This is a genomic window from Polynucleobacter hirudinilacicola, from assembly GCF_002192535.1.
Classification (GTDB): Bacteria; Pseudomonadota; Gammaproteobacteria; order Burkholderiales; family Burkholderiaceae; genus Polynucleobacter; species Polynucleobacter hirudinilacicola.
The window spans coordinates 747,988-767,177 of the sequence record NZ_NAIA01000003.1 but is presented as its reverse complement, the minus strand read 5'-3'; the positions used below and the strand labels follow the sequence as shown (position 1 = coordinate 767,177).

General features: G+C 46.0%; 19 protein-coding genes. 5 read left to right on the top strand and 14 right to left on the bottom strand.

From position 1 onward, the window contains the following. Window positions 1–10: 10 nt before the first annotated feature. Complete coding sequence (gene pgeF, locus B6A14_RS08010; protein ID WP_087909948.1) at window positions 11–772, bottom strand: peptidoglycan editing factor PgeF; 762 nt, start codon at window positions 770–772, stop codon at window positions 11–13. Continuing rightward, window positions 769–1,809: an RluA family pseudouridine synthase gene (locus B6A14_RS08005; RefSeq protein WP_201721496.1), complete on the bottom strand. Its 1,041-nt coding sequence runs from the start codon at window positions 1,807–1,809 to the stop codon at window positions 769–771. The genes pgeF and B6A14_RS08005 overlap by 4 nt, the downstream gene beginning before the upstream one ends. A gap of 71 nt (window positions 1,810–1,880) precedes the next feature. Between B6A14_RS08005 and B6A14_RS08000 the strand changes: the two genes are divergently transcribed. Next, the gene (locus B6A14_RS08000; protein WP_236635697.1) at window positions 1,881–2,717 is read left to right on the top strand and encodes an outer membrane protein assembly factor BamD; all 837 of its coding nucleotides are present in this window, start codon (window positions 1,881–1,883) and stop codon (window positions 2,715–2,717) included. A gap of 84 nt (window positions 2,718–2,801) precedes the next feature. Here B6A14_RS08000 and alr read toward each other — a convergent pair whose 3' ends face one another. Next, window positions 2,802–3,893 carry an alanine racemase gene (gene alr, locus B6A14_RS07995; RefSeq protein WP_087910325.1) on the bottom strand — a complete coding sequence of 364 codons (1,092 nt, stop codon included), beginning with the start codon at window positions 3,891–3,893 and terminating at the stop codon, window positions 2,802–2,804. Between the two features lie 74 nt (window positions 3,894–3,967). Here alr and lplT point away from each other — a divergent pair, with 74 nt between their 5' ends. Continuing rightward, entirely contained in the window at window positions 3,968–5,287 is a 1,320-nt protein-coding gene (gene lplT / locus B6A14_RS07990; RefSeq protein WP_087909947.1) for a lysophospholipid transporter LplT, read from the top strand. Here the strand turns inward: lplT and B6A14_RS07985 are convergent. From B6A14_RS07985 to scpA, 8 genes are read right to left on the bottom strand one after another with little or no spacing between them, the layout of a single operon-like run. Continuing rightward, window positions 5,284–5,784 carry a DNA polymerase III subunit psi gene (locus B6A14_RS07985; RefSeq protein ID WP_087909946.1) on the bottom strand — a complete coding sequence of 167 codons (501 nt, stop codon included), beginning with the start codon at window positions 5,782–5,784 and terminating at the stop codon, window positions 5,284–5,286. The two genes, lplT and B6A14_RS07985, sit on opposite strands and share 4 nt — an antisense overlap. Then, window positions 5,781–6,296: a ribosomal protein S18-alanine N-acetyltransferase gene (rimI, locus tag B6A14_RS07980; protein WP_087909945.1), complete on the bottom strand. Its 516-nt coding sequence runs from the start codon at window positions 6,294–6,296 to the stop codon at window positions 5,781–5,783. Before rimI ends, B6A14_RS07985 begins: the two co-directional genes overlap by 4 nt. Next, a complete protein-coding gene (gene tsaB, locus B6A14_RS07975) occupies window positions 6,296–7,024 on the bottom strand; it encodes a tRNA (adenosine(37)-N6)-threonylcarbamoyltransferase complex dimerization subunit type 1 TsaB (RefSeq protein ID WP_087909944.1) in 729 nt (242 codons plus the stop codon). The genes rimI and tsaB overlap by 1 nt, the downstream gene beginning before the upstream one ends. Before the next feature lie 33 nt (window positions 7,025–7,057). Continuing rightward, entirely contained in the window at window positions 7,058–7,525 is a 468-nt protein-coding gene (locus B6A14_RS07970) for a VOC family protein (RefSeq protein ID WP_087909943.1), read from the bottom strand. Window positions 7,526–7,533: 8 nt separating this feature from the next. Continuing rightward, window positions 7,534–9,570 carry an acetyl-CoA carboxylase biotin carboxylase subunit gene (gene accC / locus B6A14_RS07965; protein ID WP_087909942.1) on the bottom strand — a complete coding sequence of 679 codons (2,037 nt, stop codon included), beginning with the start codon at window positions 9,568–9,570 and terminating at the stop codon, window positions 7,534–7,536. A 15-nt stretch (window positions 9,571–9,585) separates the two neighbouring features. After that, entirely contained in the window at window positions 9,586–11,118 is a 1,533-nt protein-coding gene (locus B6A14_RS07960; RefSeq protein ID WP_087909941.1) for an acyl-CoA carboxylase subunit beta, read from the bottom strand. Between the two features lie 10 nt (window positions 11,119–11,128). Further along, on the bottom strand, window positions 11,129–12,154 hold the full coding sequence (meaB, locus tag B6A14_RS07955; protein ID WP_087909940.1) for a methylmalonyl Co-A mutase-associated GTPase MeaB: 1,026 nt from the start codon (window positions 12,152–12,154) through the stop codon (window positions 11,129–11,131). 15 nt (window positions 12,155–12,169) lie between these two features. Then, window positions 12,170–14,356 carry a methylmalonyl-CoA mutase gene (gene scpA / locus B6A14_RS07950; protein WP_407947052.1) on the bottom strand — a complete coding sequence of 729 codons (2,187 nt, stop codon included), beginning with the start codon at window positions 14,354–14,356 and terminating at the stop codon, window positions 12,170–12,172. A 93-nt stretch (window positions 14,357–14,449) separates the two neighbouring features. Here scpA and B6A14_RS07945 point away from each other — a divergent pair, with 93 nt between their 5' ends. Beyond that, window positions 14,450–15,088: a GntR family transcriptional regulator gene (locus B6A14_RS07945; RefSeq protein ID WP_087909939.1), complete on the top strand. Its 639-nt coding sequence runs from the start codon at window positions 14,450–14,452 to the stop codon at window positions 15,086–15,088. A gap of 72 nt (window positions 15,089–15,160) precedes the next feature. Here B6A14_RS07945 and B6A14_RS07940 read toward each other — a convergent pair whose 3' ends face one another. Both B6A14_RS07940 and B6A14_RS07935 read right to left on the bottom strand, forming a co-directional pair. Next, window positions 15,161–15,505, bottom strand: a complete 345-nt coding sequence (locus B6A14_RS07940; protein WP_087909938.1) for a c-type cytochrome — start codon at window positions 15,503–15,505, stop codon at window positions 15,161–15,163. A 13-nt stretch (window positions 15,506–15,518) separates the two neighbouring features. Further along, on the bottom strand, window positions 15,519–15,884 hold the full coding sequence (locus B6A14_RS07935) for a c-type cytochrome (protein WP_087909937.1): 366 nt from the start codon (window positions 15,882–15,884) through the stop codon (window positions 15,519–15,521). A 177-nt stretch (window positions 15,885–16,061) separates the two neighbouring features. Here B6A14_RS07935 and B6A14_RS07930 point away from each other — a divergent pair, with 177 nt between their 5' ends. Next, a complete protein-coding gene (locus B6A14_RS07930; protein WP_087909936.1) occupies window positions 16,062–16,520 on the top strand; it encodes a RidA family protein in 459 nt (152 codons plus the stop codon). A 43-nt stretch (window positions 16,521–16,563) separates the two neighbouring features. Further along, a complete protein-coding gene (locus B6A14_RS07925; RefSeq protein WP_236635695.1) occupies window positions 16,564–16,785 on the top strand; it encodes an XdhC family protein in 222 nt (73 codons plus the stop codon). Here the strand turns inward: B6A14_RS07925 and parC are convergent. Continuing rightward, entirely contained in the window at window positions 16,782–19,076 is a 2,295-nt protein-coding gene (gene parC, locus B6A14_RS07920; protein ID WP_201721519.1) for a DNA topoisomerase IV subunit A, read from the bottom strand. The genes B6A14_RS07925 and parC overlap by 4 nt on opposite strands. Window positions 19,077–19,190 lie beyond the last annotated feature (114 nt).

The window sequence follows — 19,190 nt, the reverse complement described above, 5'->3', positions numbered from 1 at the left end:
AAAATTTGGCCTATTGGGATATCCAGACTAAAGAAGCAAACCTTCCAGTGACCCCATCACGGCGATAGGAGAAAAATCGCTCCCCATCCGTAACGGTACACATGTCTCCGCCAAAAACGGAAGTTACACCAACAGCCTTAAGTCGATCTCGGGCTAATTGATAAAGATTAGCCAAATACTTTCCAGGCTTAGTGGGGATGGATGAAAAGCAATTCTGCATGTCATGCAGACCAGATTCCTGAAAGCGCTGCAATACATCCTCACCCACCTCAAAAGAGTCTGGGCCTATTGCAGGCCCCATCCACGCAATCAAATCAGCAGCGGTGGATTGATGGGAAAGCTCTAGCATTTCAATCACGGTATTTTCCAGAATGCCATCACATAAACCACGCCAGCCCGCATGTGCAGCACCCACAACTGAACCGTCAGCATTGGAAAAAAGCACTGGCAAGCAATCAGCCGTCATGATTACCAGTACTTCATCAGGGATATTAGTCACTGCAGCATCAGCGTCAAATGGCTTCCTAGTATGTTGCGCACGACTCTTGGGTGTACTCACTTGAACGCTGTGTGTTTGATTTAACCAAACGGGCTCTGATGGTAAATGCCTGCCAAGAATTTGGCGGTTGGCCATCACCGAAGCGTGTTGGTCTCCAACGTGATCACCTAAATTGAGAGTCTCATATGGTGCCGTGCTGACACCGCCCTCTCTAGTAGTGAGTAATGAATGAACCCTTTTGGGAACGGGCCATGCAGGGCGAATGAAACTCATGATTGATGGTCATTCTGAATGGATGCAAGTAGAGCCTCTTCCTTAGGCAAGACTGCTTCACTCATGCCGATATTGGGCAATAAGTCCATCAGATCGGCGGATGGGAGACGAAACCAAGTCATCCACTCTTGCGATAGAGGATGTTGCAGGCTTAAAGCGTATGCGTGCAGAGCTTGACGTTCAAACGTTAGTGACTTTGCTACTCCTGGTGTTTTTTTACGGTAAACCGGGTCACCCAACAGCGGAAAACCCAATGATTCCAAGTGAACGCGAATTTGATGTGTGCGCCCCGTCTCAAGCCGACATTCAAGTAAGGCTAGTGGTGATTCATTAAAGCTAGCCTTTGCCAAACGACGAAACACAGTAGCTGCAGGTTTGCCTTGCGGGCTACCAGCAGCCATTCGAAGACGATCGCGTTGATCTCTGCCAACAGAAGCTAAAACTTTGCCTTGACTTGGTGCATCACCCCACACCCAAGCCAAATATCGACGGCCAACAGTTCGTTCTTGTAATTGTCTTACGAGGGACGTTTGAGCTTGAGCAGTACGTGCAACCACCATTAACCCAGAGGTATCCTTATCTAAACGGTGAACAATTCCCGCCCTTGGCAATGACTTTAGCTCAGGATACCGAAACAAAAGGCCATTGAGTAAGGTGCCAGACCAATTTCCAGCGGCAGGGTGCACAACTAGCCCTGGCTGCTTATTGATCACAATCACAGAATCGTCCTCATAAACAACATCCAAGGGAATGTCTTCGGGGCTAAAGGCAAATTGCTCTGGCATTTCTTGTGGAAAGACCTTAATGCTTTCCCCGCCTCGCAGCAAATAGCGGGCTTTTGTGACCTTTCCATCAACCATAACGGCGCCTGCCTCCACCCAAGCCTTCAGTCGATTTCGGGAATAATCGGGTAAAGACCCTGCCAATACCTTGTCGAGCCTCTCCCCAGCCATCTCTAAAGGAATTTCCAGGGAGATGAAATCCTCTTCATCGATATAATCAACAGGATTCGAATCAGGAGTTTGCGGCAATGCCACGCTTAAAGAGCCTTTCAGTTATGTCCGACGTAATATCAGACGCCAGTTTAAGGCCTACTGGGCACTCTGCCATGCAAAAAAAGCCCACTTTTTTCAGCAACAACCCTCTAAGCCTACTATTGCTCGTAGTGATAGCAGCTCTATTACTCAGCGCTTGTGCAGGTACTGATGGCCAAAAAGACGATACCGATATTTGGTCCGAGACTAAGCTGTACTCTGAAGCAACAGCCAAATTAAATGATGCTGACTTTGGCAAGTGTGGCAAATACTTTGAGAAGTTAGAAGCGCGCTTTCCATTCGGCCCCTATTCACAACAAGCTCAAATTAATGCTGCCTATTGTTATTGGAAAGCTCAAGAACAAGCACAAGCACTTGTTGCCATTGATCGATTTATCAAACTGCACCAAGGAAGTCCTAACTTAGATTATGGCTACTACCTCAAAGGTCTCATTACCTTTAATGATGATTTAGGTTGGCTCGGAAAATTTACAGGTCAAGATCTGAGTGAGCGTGATCCACAAGCAGCTAAAGATGCCTTTGAGTCTTTTAAGGTTGTTGTCGAACGTTTCCCAAATAGTAAATATGCTCCAGATGCCCTGGATAGAATGCGCTATATCGTCAACTCCCTCGCAGAGGCAGACGTAATTGTGGCTCGCTACTACTACCAACGCGGCGCCTATTTGGCCTCTGCTAATCGTGCGCAACTAGTGATTCGAGATTACGATCGCGCACCTGCGGTTGAAGAGGCTCTATATATTTTGTACAAGTCGTACGAGAAATTAGGAATGGTCGAGCTCAGCAACGATACAGCCCGGGTGTTCAAACTCAATTTTCCAGATAGTCCCATGCTAGAGACTGGGCAGCGCGTGATCAAAGAACGCAAATGGTGGCAGTTCTGGAATAAGTAATTGTTGCTCTAGTACTCAATAAAAACCCCATTCATACTGATTGGGGTTTTTATTGTGCGCTCTTGCTGATTGCGAATTGCGTAGTTATTTGACAATCACCGGTACCCGTGGAGCAAGTGCACAAAGGAGTTCATAACCAATTGTGTCACTCATCTGCGCAACATCATCAACCGCAACTCGATCACCCCAGAGCTCTACAACGCTGCCAATGTTGGCATTGGGGGCATTGCGTAAATCAACGCTGAGCATATCCATGGAAACTCGTCCAGCAATTGGGCAAATCACCCCCTCACCTTTATTTCCATCGTCAACCCAAACCGGTGTGCCATCTTTTGCGTGACGCGGATATCCGTCTGCATAACCACAAGCAACTATGCCGATTCTCATTGCTTCTGGAGCTTCAAAGCGACCACCGTAACCAACCCGATCGCCCTTTTGTAATTCTTGAATATCAATGATTTCACTTTGCAGCTGCATAACTGCTCGCAAATGCGCGTTTTTAATATCTGAGTAGAGCCCTGTTGGTGATGCACCGTAGAGCATAATTCCCGGTCTCACCCAATCCCCAAGAGCATTGCGATGCCACAATATCGCCGCCGAATTTGCCAATGATGTTGGAGCATCCAAGCCTTTGATAGCATCATCAAACAATTCCACTTGGCTGCCAACAGTTGGTAAGCGATCAACTTGATCCGCATTGGCAAAATGGGTCATGTGATGCATCTTGCAGCCAATCGCATGCAAACGATGAAATGCTGTTCTGTACGCATCAGGTTTAAAGCCCAAACGATTCATGCCCGTGTTCATTTTGAGAAAAACATTAAATGGCTTATGGGATGAATATTTTTCTAGCCATTCCACTTGTGCCTCGCAATGGACAACCAAGTCACAGGACAACTTTTCGGCTAAGGCCAACTCATCCTCATGAAATAACCCTTCTAAAAGTAGGATTCGACCCTGCCAACCTTGCTCCCTCAAACGCGCTGCATTTTGCATATTTAGTAGCGCAAAACCGTCTGTAGAGGCTAAACCGTTTAAGGCCGCTTCAAATGTATGTCCATAGGCCCTAGACTTAATGACAGCCCAAATCTTGGACTCTGGAGCAAGTTCCCGAACTCTGTTTAAATTGTGTTGAAAGGCCTCAGTGTGAATAGATGCCAAAATTGGTCTATTAATCAAGCCACTAGCTGAACCAACCATATTCACCCCTCCTTTCGTGTTTTAATTGAATCAATGACTAGATTGTACGAATGAACCGTAGTTTTTACATCATTATGGCGGCGCAATTTTTTTCGTCGCTGGCTGATAACGCTCTGCTGATTGCAGCAATCGCCCTTTTGGCCCAGCTCCATGCTCCGGCCTGGATGACTCCTTTACTCAAATTATTCTTCGTATTGTCCTATGTGGTGCTTGCTGCCTTCGTGGGAGCCTTTGCTGACTCCCGCCCCAAGGGAAATGTGATGTTTATCACCAATACGATTAAGTTTGTCGGTTGCGTAATCATGCTTTTTGGTAGCCACCCATTGTTGGCTTATGCAATCGTAGGACTGGGTGCCGCAGCCTACTCTCCAGCCAAGTACGGTATTTTGACTGAACTTCTGCCGCCTGAAAAATTGGTCGCTGCCAACGGTTGGATCGAAGGTCTTACTGTAGGCTCGATTATTTTAGGCACCGTATTGGGTGGCGTCTTGATTAGCAGCACGGTATCCGAAAGTCTCTTGGCATGGGATATGCCAAGTTTAGAAACTGGTATCGATACCCCCGCGGAATCGGCCATCATGATCATCATGATGATTTACATCATTGCCGCACTGATTAATCTCAAGATTCCCGATACTGGGGCGCGTTATGTTGCACAAAAGGCAAACCCTATTGAACTCATCAAAGATTTTTCCGTTTGCTTTAAGACTTTATGGAACGATCGCCTAGGTCAAATATCACTAGCAGTCACTACACTGTTCTGGGGTGCTGGCGCTACCCTGCAATTTATTGTGATTAAGTGGGCGCAAGTAGCTTTGCATATGAATCTATCGCAAGGCGCTATCCTTCAGGCCATATCGGCTGTGGGTGTGGCGGGTGGTGCAGTCTGGGCTGCCAGCCGAGTACCACTCCGCAACTCTTTGAATGTACTGCCTTACGGCATCATCATGGGCTTGGTTGTTTGTGTAATGGCGGCCTACAACTCTGACATGCTGCCAAATACAACGATTATGACCATTGGCAAAATGCAAGTGAGTCTGAATTTACTACCTGCCTATATCTTGCTCATTATTGTCGGATGGCTCGCAGGTTATTTTGTTGTGCCAATGAATGCACTACTACAGCATCGAGGTCACGTTCTGATGTCTGCTGGCCACTCAATTGCAGTTCAAAACTTTAACGAGAACATCTCCGTATTAATGATGCTCGCAATATATTCATTGCTGATCTGGTTTGATGTTCCGATTGCTTATGTCATTACCGGCTTTGGCTTAGCGGTCAGTGGTCTCATGTGGCTTGTTATTAAGCGCCATGCTAGAAATCAAGCTGAGTATGACTCAATGCACCTCATCGGCGAACACAAGCATTAAATATTTTGTAGCACTGACTTTGCTAGCAAGAGATCCTGCCAGAGTAAGGCTTTGTCTTTGGGCTTAGCAACTAGCTGAGCTAGGTCATAAGAGGCGATGACTGGAATTTCTTCATCAGCCCCATTATTTAAAGCCAGAATTGTTTCGCGCAATTGCGGCAAAGCATCTTTCTCGCCAGTAATTTTTTGAGCAATACTGCCTCCAAAAGCAAATGCGACAACTGGTAAGCCGCTATCTGGCGATTTAAGTTGACCCAAATTATCGCTAGCATTCTTCCAAGACCACTCTTGTGGACCAAGTCCCAGGACCCGGATGACACTCTGAAACAATGCCTGTGCCTCACCCTGTGGCTGCGCGCCAAAGAACCACCAATGCCCTAGAGAGACTTTTTCAGCCGCTGGAGGCGAAGCTTCAGGGCTAGCCTGAACCCCCTCTTCTCTAGAAGACCATTCGGTAATGCCCATTTCTTTTAAGAAGGCGGAATGTGTATTGCTCATATCTCTAGCTTAATCGATTTAGCCATCACCAGGGCATCCTCTCTTATTCCCAATTGTGGGTCAGCCGGATAATAGTTTTTACGCATGCCAATTTGTTCGTATACAAGCTTTTGATACAAGGTCACTGCAGCAATATTTGAGGGCCTGACCTCTAAAATAATTCTGGGAATATATTGTTGTGCGGCAACACCCTCAATTGCAGCCATCATTCTGGAGCCTAAGCCAAGCTTACGCAGCTTCGGTGATACCGTAATGTTGAGTAAATGCAATTCATCAACAGCAGGAAATAAAATGCAGTAGGCCCATAGGATTGCGGGATCTAAATACGATCCCTTAATTGCCTGATCGATCTGCGGACGAATGCAATAAGCCCAATGTCCCGCCGCTAAAGAATCTGAAAAATTTCCTCTGGTCCAAGGATGTAGATGTGAAACAGATTCAATTTCTAAAACAGCATCTAGATCTGCAATCTGCATTGGCAAAAACGAGAGTTCAGCAGAGCCTTCGGACATTATTTAAATGCCTCTAATCGCTCTTGCGTAGTTAAGGCTACTTTATCACGCACATATAGAGGCTCAAGCGCACGAACATTGATTTGCCGACCGTCTGCCCAATCATTCCGAGCACAATCCAAGATGCCACCAGCGGTCAAATGGACTGCTGCGTCAAGTGCATTAATAGGAAGAGGTGTTTTTGTTTTGCCAAATAATCGATCCCCATAGGCGTTGATGGCACTGCCCGCTAAAAATTCAATACCTACGAGATCCAATTCTTCTGGCTTTGATAGATAAATATCACCAATGCGTTTTGCTAACCCATTCATTTCTGTTGAAGACTCAAATTTAGCCCAGTAAATCTCATCCATACGAGCATCGATTGCAATGGCAAAGTATTTAGGCTTTACTTGCTTAAACGAATTTTCTTTGACAAGTTGTGCTGCTATGGCATCCAGGCTAGATACCGGCAATATAGGCAAGTCACAAGAAATAGCCAAGCCTTGTACTGCCGCTACACCAAGCCTAACGCCCGTAAATGCTCCGGGACCAATGCCTACTGCAATCGCATTCAGATCACTTAATTTCAGATGGGCTTGCTGCAAAAGACTATCCACCCATGGCAAAAGCAGTTGGCTAGCGCCAGCCGATACCAACTCATGTCGGAGTATTGGTGCTTGGTCGCCTAAAGATAAAGCCACCGAACACCAAGCTGTTGAGGTGTCGATGGCCAGTATGCGGGTCAATTTGAACTCTTTTGATTTGCTTGAAAAGCCAAATTATGAACCCAATTGAGCAATCACTTCAGGAGGAGCTTGAACCAGCTCAATTAAGACGCCTTCGCCGCTAATGGGGAACTCATCATTCCCCTTCGGGTGCACAAAAGTAATGTCATATCCAGCCGCCCCTTTGCGTATGCCACCAGGCGCAAAGCGTAGACCGTTGGCAGAAAGCCATTCAACTGCCTTAGGTAAGTCATCTACCCATAAACCGATATGATTTAAAGGGGTTTGATGGACTGCAGGCTTCTTTTCAATATCAAAGGGTTGCATCAAGTCCACTTCAATCTCGTGAGCTCCTTTGCCAATGGCACAAATATCTTCATCGACGTTTTCACGCTCAGAGACGAAGGTACTTTTATATTCAAAGCCCAACATATCAACCCATAACTTCTTGAGGCGGTCTTTGTTTTCACCGCCAATAGCTATCTGTTGAATACCCAAAATTTTGAATGGTTTAGCCGACATCATTTCCCCTATTCAAAACGAATGATAAGTTGATCGACTGCCAAGCTATCGCCCTCTTTGGCGCATATCTCCGCTACAACACCATCCTGCATTGCTGAGATCGTATTTTCCATTTTCATAGCTTCGATGGATGCGAGTTTTTGTCCGGCGGTTACTGCCTCACCTGCTTTAACGGCAATCTTTGTTAAAAGGCCAGGCATCGGTGACATCACTAACTTAGAGTTATCAGGCGGAAGCTTGACAGGCATACGGCGTTGCAGCTCTGCGCCTAATGGGCTAAGCACCATACATTCATAATGAGCACCATCAAGAATGAGCACATAACGGACTCCACGACGCTCTACTTGTGCTGTGATTTTATGAATGCCATTAATGGTTGCGTTGAGGCAAATTTGTCCTGGACGCCAATCGCTAACAATGTCATAACGACTTACGCCATCCGGCTCATCGATATACACAGAATAAATCCCGTCTTTCAACTCAACCCGAATAGGCACTTCCACTGGATCATTCATCGATCCAGATTTTTTACCGGTAACCACTACAAACTTCTTCGCAATGATCATTTCATGACCGGCTAACTGGCCATCAATCATTTTGATATGTTCTAAATAGCGATAGCGCATGAAAGCAGCCAATGCAGCTAGACGCTTTGGGTCAGAAGGCTGTACAGAATCCTTTTTAAAGCCTTCTGGATACTCTTCTGCAATAAACCCAGTTGTGAAATCACCACTAACAAAGCGCGGATGCTGCAACAAAGCAGCCTGGAATGGAATATTTGAATGAATACCGCGAATCACAAAATCATTCAAGGCAGAGCGCATTTTCTCAATTGCTTCCGTACGATCCTTACCATGAACAATCAATTTAGCAATCATCGAGTCGTAGTACATTGGGATCTCGCCACCCTCATACACACCAGTATCTACACGCACACCATTGATTGATTCAGGCGGTCTGTATTTCACTAAACGACCAGTTGAGGGTAAGAAATTGCGAAATGGGTCATCCGCATTGATACGGCATTCCATGGACCAACCATCTAACTTCACATCTGCTTGCTTGAATGCGAGCTTTTCACCAGCAGCCACACGAATCATCTGCTCCACCAGGTCAAGACCGGTAATCGATTCTGTTACGGGATGCTCAACTTGTAGTCGGGTATTCATCTCCAGGAAGTAGAAAGATTTATCTTTACCAACCACAAACTCAACAGTTCCTGCAGATTGATAGTTCACCGCTTTAGCCAAGGCAACCGCTTGCTCACCCATTGCTTTGCGGGTGGCAGGGTCAATAAACGGAGATGGTGCCTCTTCGATCACCTTCTGGTGACGACGCTGAATCGAGCAATCACGTTCATTGAGATACACGACATTACCGTGAGCATCACCCAATATCTGAATTTCAATATGGCGTGGACCTTCAACAAACTTCTCAATAAAGATACGATCATCACCAAAGCTATTCATCGCCTCAGTTTTGCAAGCAGCAAAACCTTCAGCTGCCTCTTTGTCATTAAATGCAACGCGCAGGCCTTTACCACCACCGCCAGCAGATGCTTTGATCATCACGGGGTAGCCTATGCCTTGAGCGATCCTCACCGCTTCATCAGTTGTGGCAATCGCCTCGTTATGACCTGGGATCGTATTGACCTTGGCTTCCAACGCGAGTTTTTTTGATGCAATCTTGTCACCCATTGCAGCAATAGATTGATATTTAGGGCCAATAAAGACAATACCCTCTTCTTCGCAACGTTTAGCAAACTGCTCGTTCTCGGATAAAAAGCCATATCCCGGATGAACCGCTTCGGCACCAGTATCTTTACACGCTTGGATAATGCGATCCATCACAAGGTAGGACTCACGAGAAGGTGCGGGCCCTATGCACACTGCCTCATCAGCCAATTGCACATGCCGCGCCTCTTTGTCGGCCTCCGAATAGACGGCAACAGTCTTGATGCCCATCTTCTTGGCAGTACTCATTACACGGCAAGCAATCTCGCCGCGGTTAGCAATCAATATTTTCTTGAACATTTTCGTAGTCATTATGTATCCGCGCCTTTACAGAGGAATATTGCCGTGTTTACGGGCAGGATTCTTCAAGTCTTTATCTTTCAACATCGCCAAGGAACGTGCAATGCGCTTACGAGTTTCGTGAGGCAAGATGACGTCATCAATATAGCCACGACGTCCAGCCACGAATGGATTTGCAAACTTTGATTTATATTCAGCTTCGCGAGCTGTAATCTTTCCTGGGTCGGATTTCTCTTCGCGGAAGATAATTTCAACAGCACCCTTGGGGCCCATTACCGCGATCTCAGCAGATGGCCATGCAAAGTTCACATCTCCCCGCAAATGCTTAGAGGCCATCACGTCGTAGGCACCACCGTAAGCCTTACGTGTAATCAAAGTCACTTTAGGCACTGTGCAATCAGCATAGGCATAGAGTAGCTTTGCTCCATGCTTAATAATGCCGCCGTATTCTTGTGCAGTCCCCGGCATAAAGCCTGGAACATCCACCAAAGTAACAACCGGAATATTAAAGGCGTCACAGAAACGCACAAATCGGGCTGCCTTAATGGATGCTTTGATATCTAAACAGCCAGCCAAGACCAATGGTTGATTCGCTACGATACCAATAGAACGCCCCTCCATACGGGCAAAACCAATCACAATGTTTTTAGCATAGTCAGGCTGTAGTTCGAAGAACTCGCCGTCATCAACAATCTTCTCAATCAACTCTTTCATGTCGTAGGGTTGATTTGGGTTTGATGGAACCAATGTATCTAATGAAAAGTCAAACTCTTCATTACGATTTGCACCTTTAATGAGCGGTGGTTTTTCACGATTCGAGAGCGGTAAATAGTTAAAGAAACGACGCAACATCATGATCGCATCAACATCATTATCAAATGCTAAGTCACACACCCCAGAAACAGTTGAATGCGTTACGGCACCGCCTAATTCTTCAGCTGTGACATCTTCATGCGTTACCGTCTTCACAACTTCAGGACCTGTCACGAACATGTATGAGCTATCTTTCACCATGAAGATGAAATCAGTCAGCGCTGGCGAATACACCGCGCCACCAGCGGATGGACCCATAATTAAGGAAATCTGTGGGATCACGCCGGAAGCAGTAACGTTGCGTTGGAAAATCTCTGCATAGCCGCCCAATGAAGCAACACCCTCTTGAATACGGGCACCGCCAGAGTCATTCAAGCCAATCACAGGTGCTCCAACCTTAAGAGCTTGATCCATGATTTTGCAAATCTTCTCTGCATGTGCCTCTGATAAAGATCCACCTAAAACAGTGAAGTCTTGTGAGAACACAAACACTAAACGGCCGTTAATCATTCCATAACCAGTAACTACGCCATCACCTGGCACAGTTTGATCAGCCATTCCGAAATCATGACAACGATGTTCCACGAACATATCCCATTCTTCGAAAGTGCCAGCATCAAGCAAAAGCTCAATACGCTCACGGGCCGTTAATTTTCCCTTGGCATGCTGAGCCTGAATACGCTTTTGCCCACCACCCAATCGGGCAAGCTCGCGCTTCGCTTCCAGTTGTTGAATAATTTCCTTCATTTACTACTCCTTAGAAAAATTCATGCCCCATGGATTCCAGTAAGCGTCTTGCCGCTACTGAAGCTGCCATAGTTCCTTGGTTTACTTGTGCACTTAAGATCGGCAATAGCTCTTGCACTGCCGCATTATTACGAAAGGCAGTCTTTAGCCCAGCATCAATTCGATCCCACATCCACGCTCCCGCCTGTTGTTTGCGGCGAGATGCAAATTTGCCATTTGCTCTTTGTAGTTTTTCAAAATGGGTCACTTTTTCCCATAGTTCAGGCACACCTTTGCCTTCAAGAGCGCTCAGTGTGATCACCGTCGGATGCCAAAACTCTTGATCATGTGAAGCGTGATCTGGATTCCCCTGAAAACCCAATAGACGTAAAGAACTCGTGATAAATAATTGCGCCCGCATTGCCGCATCTGGATCTATATCCACCTTATTAATGGCAATCAAATCCGCAATTTCCATTACACCTTTTTTGATGGCCTGCAGATCATCTCCTGCATTGGGCAACTGCAATAGCAAGAACATGTCTGTCATACCCGCAACTGCAATTTCACTTTGCCCAACACCAACTGTTTCAACAATGATGACGTCAAAACCAGCAGCCTCAGCTACCAACATAGCCTCACGGGTTTTTTCTGCAACGCCCCCCAAGGTTCCAGAAGATGGGCTTGGTCTGATGAAGGCACCCTCTAAAACAGAGAGGCGCTCCATACGGGTTTTATCACCCAAAATAGATCCGCCCGACAAACTGGAGGATGGATCAATGGCCATCACCGCAACGCGATGTCCTTTTTCGATAAGATACAAACCCAGCGTTTCGATCAGCGTAGATTTGCCTACGCCTGGAACACCAGAAATACCCAAACGAAATGATTTGCCTGTCTTAGGAAGAAGGCTATTGAGTACTTCATCGGCACGCTTACGGTGATCTAAGCGGGTCGATTCAAGCAAAGTAATGATCTTAGCTAATGCACGACGCTGCTGGGGCGATGGTGCACCAGTAAGGTCATTAACTAAAGCCTGATCAGCAGCTTCGAGCATGCTCTGGATTCCTAATTAGGCGGGTTTGACCGATTTACGAATTTGCTCAAGTACATCCTTAGCCGAAGCTGGGATTGGTGTACCTGGGCCATAAATGCCCTTCACGCCTGCCTCGTAGAGAAACTCGTAATCTTGTCTTGGAATTACGCCACCCACAAATACGATGATGTCATCTGAGCCTTGTTTTTTTAGTTCTGCAATGATCGCGGGTACTAAGGTTTTATGGCCTGCTGCGAGAGTTGAAACGCCTAAGGCGTGAACATCATTCTCAATCGCTTGGCGTGCGCACTCTTCAGGAGTCTGAAACAAAGGTCCAATATCGACATCAAAACCAAGGTCAGCATAGGCAGTCGCAACTACCTTAGCGCCACGATCATGTCCGTCTTGACCAAGTTTAGCAATCATCACGCGCGGGCGACGACCAAAATCTTTTGCAAAGTCGGCAATTTCTACTTTGAGTTTTTCCCAGCCCTCGGCTGAGTCATAGGCAGCTGCATACACACCGGTCACCTTTTGAGTATCGGCGCGATGGCGCCCGTAAACTTTCTCCAATGCATCAGATACTTCACCAACCGTAGCGCGTAAACGTATTGCATTTACAGCCAACTCCAACAAGTTCCCCGTGTTGTCCTCAGCAGCCTTGGTTAACGCTTCTAATGCAGCCTGTACTTTTTTACTATCACGCTTTGCTCTAATTTCTTTTAAGAGTGCCACTTGACCATCTCGAACACGATCGTTATCGATCATCAAAACATCAACAAGATCTTCTTTTTCAAGCTTGTATTTATTAACGCCAACAATGACGTCGGCGCCAGAATCAATTTTGGCTTGCTTCTCAGCAGCAGAGGCTTCAATCTTCAATTTAGCCCAACCACTTTCAACCGCCTTGGTCATGCCACCCATAGCATCAACTTCTTGAATGATTTCCCAGGCCTTATCAGCCATCTCTTGTGTGAGGTTCTCCATCATGTAAGAGCCAGCCCAAGGATCGATCACGCTAGTAATATGGGTTTCTTCTTGCAGGATTAATTGTGTATTGCGAGCAATTCGGCTTGAAAACTCTGAAGGCAAGGCAATGGCCTCATCAAATGAGTTTGTATGGAGTGATTGTGTACCGCCAAATACAGCTGCCATTGCCTCAACAGTCGTTCTAACTACGTTGTTATAAGGGTCTTGCTCTGTTAATGACCAACCTGAGGTTTGGCAATGCGTACGCAACATTAAAGACTTTGGATTCTTTGGCTCAAAGGACTTCATGATGCGCCACCACAACAATCTTGCAGCGCGCAATTTAGCAACCTCTAAATAGAAGTTCATGCCAATTGCAAAAAAGAATGACAAGCGACCAGCAAAGCCATCGACGTCTAATCCTTTTGCAAGAGCTGTTTTGACATACTCTTTACCGTCGGCCAATGTGAATGCCAATTCCAATACTTGATTAGCGCCAGCTTCTTGCATGTGATAACCCGATATGGAAATCGAGTTAAATTTGGGCATGTACTTGGCGGTGTATTCAATAATGTCACCAATGATGCGCATCGATGGCTCTGGCGGATATATGTAGGTATTGCGCACCATGAACTCTTTCAGAATATCGTTCTGAATCGTTCCAGACAGCTGCTCCTGTTTAACCCCTTGCTCCTCACCAGCTACGATGTAGCCTGCCAGCACCGGCAACACAGCGCCATTCATCGTCATTGACACTGACACCTTGTCTAAGGGAATTCCATCAAACAAAATCTTCATGTCTTCTACAGAATCAATGGCAACGCCTGCCTTGCCTACGTCGCCAGTCACACGTGGATGATCTGAGTCATAGCCACGATGCGTAGCTAAATCAAATGCAACTGATACGCCTTGGCCACCAGCAGCTAAGGCCTTGCGATAAAACGCATTCGATTCTTGTGCAGTTGAAAATCCAGCATATTGACGAATCGTCCAAGGACGTACTGAATACATTGTGGCTTGTGGACCACGCAAAAAGGGCTCAAATCCAGGCAAGGTATTTGTATAGTTCAAGCCTTCGGTATCTGCAGACGTATACAGCGCCTTTAATTGAATACCGTCAGGCGTATTCCAACCCAGTTTCTCAACATCACCATTCGGTGCAGATTTCTGGGCTGACTTTTTCCAGGCATCCAAATTTGATTCTGGAACTGCTGGCCATGAATTTTTTGATGAACTGTTGATTTCTGAACTCACAAAACACTCCTGGTAAATTTGTTGCATTGCACCTAATTTCTCCAATTCTGCTTGACTATTTAGAATTTGTCCAGCTATCATGTATTCATAATTATGAATACAAAACTCATTAATAGACCGCTCTATGAAGACGTAGCTGACAGACTACGGGAGCAGATATTTAGCAAGCAATTAGCACCAGGAAGCTGGTTAGATGAGCAGTCTCTCGCTGTGCAATTTGGAATAAGCAGAACCCCAATGCGAGAAGCCATCAAGGTTTTGGCTTCTGAGGGACTGATTACCATCAAGATGCGAAGAGGCGCCTACGTTACAGAAGTCAATCGCGGTGATTTAGAGCAAATCTTCACGGTCTTATCGCTTTTAGAGTGTCAGGCAGCCAAAGAATCTGCCCTTAAGGCCACTGAGGATGAATTAAACCTCCTAGATCACCTGCACCACCGCCTAGAAAAAGCAGCTGCAGACCGAGATATTGAGCAATTCTTCGAGATTAATGGCAAATTTCATGAGCTTATTCAAGAAATTGCTGGAAATCGCTGGATGAATGGCGTGATTGCAGATTTACGTAAAGTACTCAAACTCCATCGCAAAGATTCATTAACTAGCACCGGGAGACTTCAGGCCTCACTCGTAGAGCATCGCGACATCCTCAGGGCTATTCTCAAAAGGGATGAATTGGCGGCAGAAGCGGCCATGAGGAAACACTTTACCCGTGGATTAGAAGCCCTCAGATAAAAGTAAACCCTATAAAGAACAAAGGCTTAGAAGAATATTCTAAGCCTTTACTTTGTCTGCTACTGCTAGACTTTACTTCTTAACAACGAAGTTTCCAGGTAAAGAAGCGATATAAGCCGCAATGTCCTGCATGTCAGCATCAGAGAACGCTTGAACCTGTGATCCCATGATGGCGTTATTACGACCATATTGTGGGTTGCCATTACCTACTTTGTACGCTTTTAAAGCGTAGTAAAGGTAGTCCGAATATTGACCTGCAAGCTTTGGATAAACCGGCAAGATTGGTGTATTGAGTCCAGCACCATGACAAGAAGCGCAATTGGCTTTCTCGACAAGTGCCTTACCTTTATCTACGCTAGCAGCATTTGCAATGCCAATGCTTGAAAGCAAAAATACTGTAATTAGTGCGAATTTCATAAACGTGCCTCTATCACTTCAATGGGTTGTTAGGTGAGCTGGCTGTTTGCGCAGCATAGTATTCGCCAAGATCAGCCATATCTTGCTCAGAGAGGCTGCCTGCAATGGCACGCATTGTTGGATGCTTTCTTTCGCCCTTTTTATATGCGGCTAAGGAGCTAGCGATATAGGCTGCATTTTGGCCACCCAACATTGGAACCTTATACACCAAAGGATAGTCAGCGCGATACTCAGGAATAGAGTGACAGCCAACGCAAAGCCATGACTTGCTACTGCCAGCAGCAGCGTTGCCTTTTACTTCTTGTGCTTGAGCAGCAAAACCCGTCAGCGCAAAAGTAAAGGCAAGAAGCAATTGAGGAAGAATTGTGAGTTTTTTCATAAAATTCTGTATTAATGAGTTTGATTTAAATCAATTTGCAAGAGTATAGCGGACTGAGGCGTCCAGAGCCATTGTTTAGGCCATTTGGCCAAGCAAAATCCGTAAAAACACAGAAAAATACTGGGCTAAAGCGCTTCCCAGTAAGATTCATCATCTAGTTAATAGGAATGAAAAAACATGAGCAATACTTACCTTGATCGCCTTAAATCCCTCGGGATTGAGTTACCCCCAGCCGGACCCCCTGCCGCTGCTTATGTCATGGCTGCCACTTCAGGTAATACCGTTTTCCTGTCTGGCCACATTGCTAAGAAAGATGGCAAACCTTGGGTTGGAAAGTTAGGCAAAAATATGGATACCGAAGCCGGCAAGGCTGCGGCCAGATCAATTGCGATTGATTTAATGTCTACATTGCAGAATCACTTAGGCTCATTAGATAAAGTCAAACGCATTACCAAGGTGATGGGTCTTGTAAATTCAACCGATCAGTACACCGAACAACACTTAGTTATTAATGGCTGTTCCGAATTACTTTTTGAAGTTTTTGGGGATGCAGGCAAGCATGCACGAAGTGCATTTGGTGTGGCGCAAATTCCTTTGGGCGCTTGCGTTGAAATTGAACTCATTGCTGAGATATAAAATTTAAGCAGTGCACATCAGACATGCTAATGTCAGCATTTACGTGAAAACATTAGGAATCCGCAAGAACACTCAAAAACGTAAAGAGCGACTTTTAGAATTCGAGCTCAACCAAGAGCAGGCTGATAGACTGCATGGACCAGTAGGACTCTACATCGGGGCACTAACCCCGTCAGAGATCGCGGTATCGAGTCTGGCAGAAGTGATGGCCATTAAATACAGCATTAGCGTTCCCAAGAAAAACTCATTTTTCTGGTTTGCTTAGTTCGCCTTTAGCTTGCCGTCTTTCAGGCGTGGCTCAACAAAGTGTCCTTTGCGTGCACGATTACCAGCAAACGATTTGAGCGTCTTCGCATCCAAATTGAGTTCTGTTGGTTTACCGGCACGACCAGCACCAGCATAAGTAGCACCATCCGAGCCAACTGCGATAGCTGAAGCCAAGAATTCTTTATCGTCTAAACCCATCAAGATCACGCCTTTACCACCAGTAGGTAAACGCTTTAGTTCATCCAAGGGGAATACTAATAATTTAGAGGCTTGTGACAAGCAGGCAACCTGCTTCATGCCAACCTTAACTTTGACTGCGCCCAAAGGCGCGTCGCCAGCAACCTTGGCATCAATACTCACAAAAGATTTTCCTGCTTTATTGCGGGTACTCATGTCGGCCACATTCGCTAAGAAGCCATAACCTGCTTTAGTAGAGAGCAACACTAAATCATCTGGCTGACCAGCATAGTAAGCAACCATTTGTGAACCAGGGGCCAAATTAACAAAGCTAGTTAATGGCGAACCATCGCCACGAGCTCCTGGCAACTCACTGACAGGTACCGTATACACACGGCCATCACTACCGAAGCCTTGCATGACATCAACCGTACGTACTTCAAAGGTGTCATACATGGCATCACCCGCCTTAAAGCTAAATTGAGTTGGGTCATGCTCATGACCCTGACGCACTCGTACCCAACCTTTTTGTGAAACGATCACCGTCACTGGTTCATCGATTACTTTGGTTTCTGCAATAGCGCGCTTATCTTCCTGAATCAAGGTGCGACGATCGTCGCCAAAGTCCTTCATATCAGATTCGATTTCTTTCACAATGCGCTTACGCAGTGTTGTATCACTCTGTAGCAAGCCCTCTAAATCATCTCGCTCAGCTTTTAGCTCTTTGAGCTCTTGCTCAATCTTGATACCTTCAAGACGCGCCAATTGCCGCAAACGGATATCCAGAATGTCTTCAGCTTGGCGATCAGAGAGTTTGAATTCTTTAATCAGATCAGCCTTTGGCTCATCGCTATTACGAATGATCTTGATAACCTTATCAATATTCAGAAGAACGATTAAACGCCCTTCCAATATGTGCATGCGGTCTTTCACTTTACCTAAGCGATACTGGGTACGGCGGGTAACCGTAGCAACCCTAAACTCAACCCACTCCGTCAAAATCTCTTTGAGACCTTTTTGGCGTGGACGACCATCATTGCCAATCATCACCAAGTTCATTGGTGCATTAGATTCTAGAGAGGTATGGGCTAGCAAAAGATTAACGAATTCATTGACGTCAATATTTTTACTCTTAGGTTCAAAGACCAAACGTACTGCAGCATCTTTACTGGATTCATCGCGAACGCCATCTAAGACATTCAGAATGGTGGACTTGAGATTGTTTTGCTCTGGCGTGAGAGTCTTTTTACCTACCTTCACTTTTGGATTAGTGATTTCTTCAATCTCTTGCAATACACGCTGAGATGAAGTTGCAGGCGGCAATTCATTGACCACAATCTGCCATTGGCCACGCGCCAACTCTTCTACAGACCAGCGAGCGCGTACTTTAATACTGCCACGGCCGGTTTCATAGATCTGTGCAATCTCTGCTGTAGAGGAAATAATCTGTCCGCCACCCGGATAATCAGGGCCAGGCATGATGCCGAGCAAATCAGCGGTTGAGAGCTTTGGAGACTTCATTAAAGCAATTGCAGCGCTCGCAACTTCACGTAAATTGTGGGAAGGAATCTCGGTTGCCATACCAACGGCAATACCAGATGCACCATTTAAAAGAACAAACGGCAGGCGCGCTGGCAATAACTTAGGCTCCTGAAATGAGCCATCATAGTTAGGCGCAAAATCAACCGTTCCTTCATCGATTTCACTTAATAGCAAACCAGCAATCTTGGTGAGGCGTGCTTCGGTGTAACGCATTGCGGCAGCACCATCGCCATCCCGTGAGCCGAAGTTACCTTGGCCATCAATTAAGGGGTAGCGCAATGAGAAGCTTTGCGCCAAACGCACTAATGCGTCATAAGCAGATTGATCTCCGTGCGGATGAAACTTGCCCAATACATCACCGACTACACGGGCACTCTTCACCGGCTTAGCATCAGCACGCAGGCCCATTTCATTCATAGAGAACAAAATACGGCGTTGAACTGGCTTCTGACCATCAGCCACTTCCGGCAAAGCACGGCCTTTAACAACACTAATGGCGTAATCAAGATAAGCGCGCTCTGCGTAGACTGCTAAGGTCAGACTATCTTTATTGTCTTCGTTCAGATCCATTGTTTTAGGATCATGAGGATCGCTTGGGCCCTTAGGACCCTGAGGAGATGGGCTGACTTTAGGTGCTTCGTCTATCTCAACGATATCCATCTCTATTGGACTGGAAAACAAATC

Bases quoted from the DNA above. Each gene is read 5' to 3' on its own strand.
- B6A14_RS07930 (WP_087909936.1), top strand. From the start codon at position 16,062: ATGAGCAATACTTACCTTGATCGCCTTAAATCCCTCGGGATTGAGTTA.
- B6A14_RS07935 (WP_087909937.1), bottom strand. From the start codon at position 15,884: ATGAAAAAACTCACAATTCTTCCTCAATTGCTTCTTGCCTTTACTTTT.
- B6A14_RS08000 (WP_236635697.1), top strand. From the start codon at position 1,881: ATGCAAAAAAAGCCCACTTTTTTCAGCAACAACCCTCTAAGCCTACTA.
- meaB (WP_087909940.1), bottom strand. From the start codon at position 12,154: ATGCTCGAAGCTGCTGATCAGGCTTTAGTTAATGACCTTACTGGTGCA.
- B6A14_RS07985 (WP_087909946.1), bottom strand. From the start codon at position 5,784: ATGAGCAATACACATTCCGCCTTCTTAAAAGAAATGGGCATTACCGAA.
- B6A14_RS07940 (WP_087909938.1), bottom strand. From the start codon at position 15,505: ATGAAATTCGCACTAATTACAGTATTTTTGCTTTCAAGCATTGGCATT.
- B6A14_RS07945 (WP_087909939.1), top strand. From the start codon at position 14,450: ATGAATACAAAACTCATTAATAGACCGCTCTATGAAGACGTAGCTGAC.
- parC (WP_201721519.1), bottom strand. From the start codon at position 19,076: ATGGATCTGAACGAAGACAATAAAGATAGTCTGACCTTAGCAGTCTAC.
- B6A14_RS07960 (WP_087909941.1), bottom strand. From the start codon at position 11,118: ATGAAGGAAATTATTCAACAACTGGAAGCGAAGCGCGAGCTTGCCCGA.
- pgeF (WP_087909948.1), bottom strand. From the start codon at position 772: ATGAGTTTCATTCGCCCTGCATGGCCCGTTCCCAAAAGGGTTCATTCA.
- lplT (WP_087909947.1), top strand. From the start codon at position 3,968: ATGAACCGTAGTTTTTACATCATTATGGCGGCGCAATTTTTTTCGTCG.
- B6A14_RS07970 (WP_087909943.1), bottom strand. From the start codon at position 7,525: ATGTCGGCTAAACCATTCAAAATTTTGGGTATTCAACAGATAGCTATT.
- rimI (WP_087909945.1), bottom strand. From the start codon at position 6,296: ATGTCCGAAGGCTCTGCTGAACTCTCGTTTTTGCCAATGCAGATTGCA.
- accC (WP_087909942.1), bottom strand. From the start codon at position 9,570: ATGACTACGAAAATGTTCAAGAAAATATTGATTGCTAACCGCGGCGAG.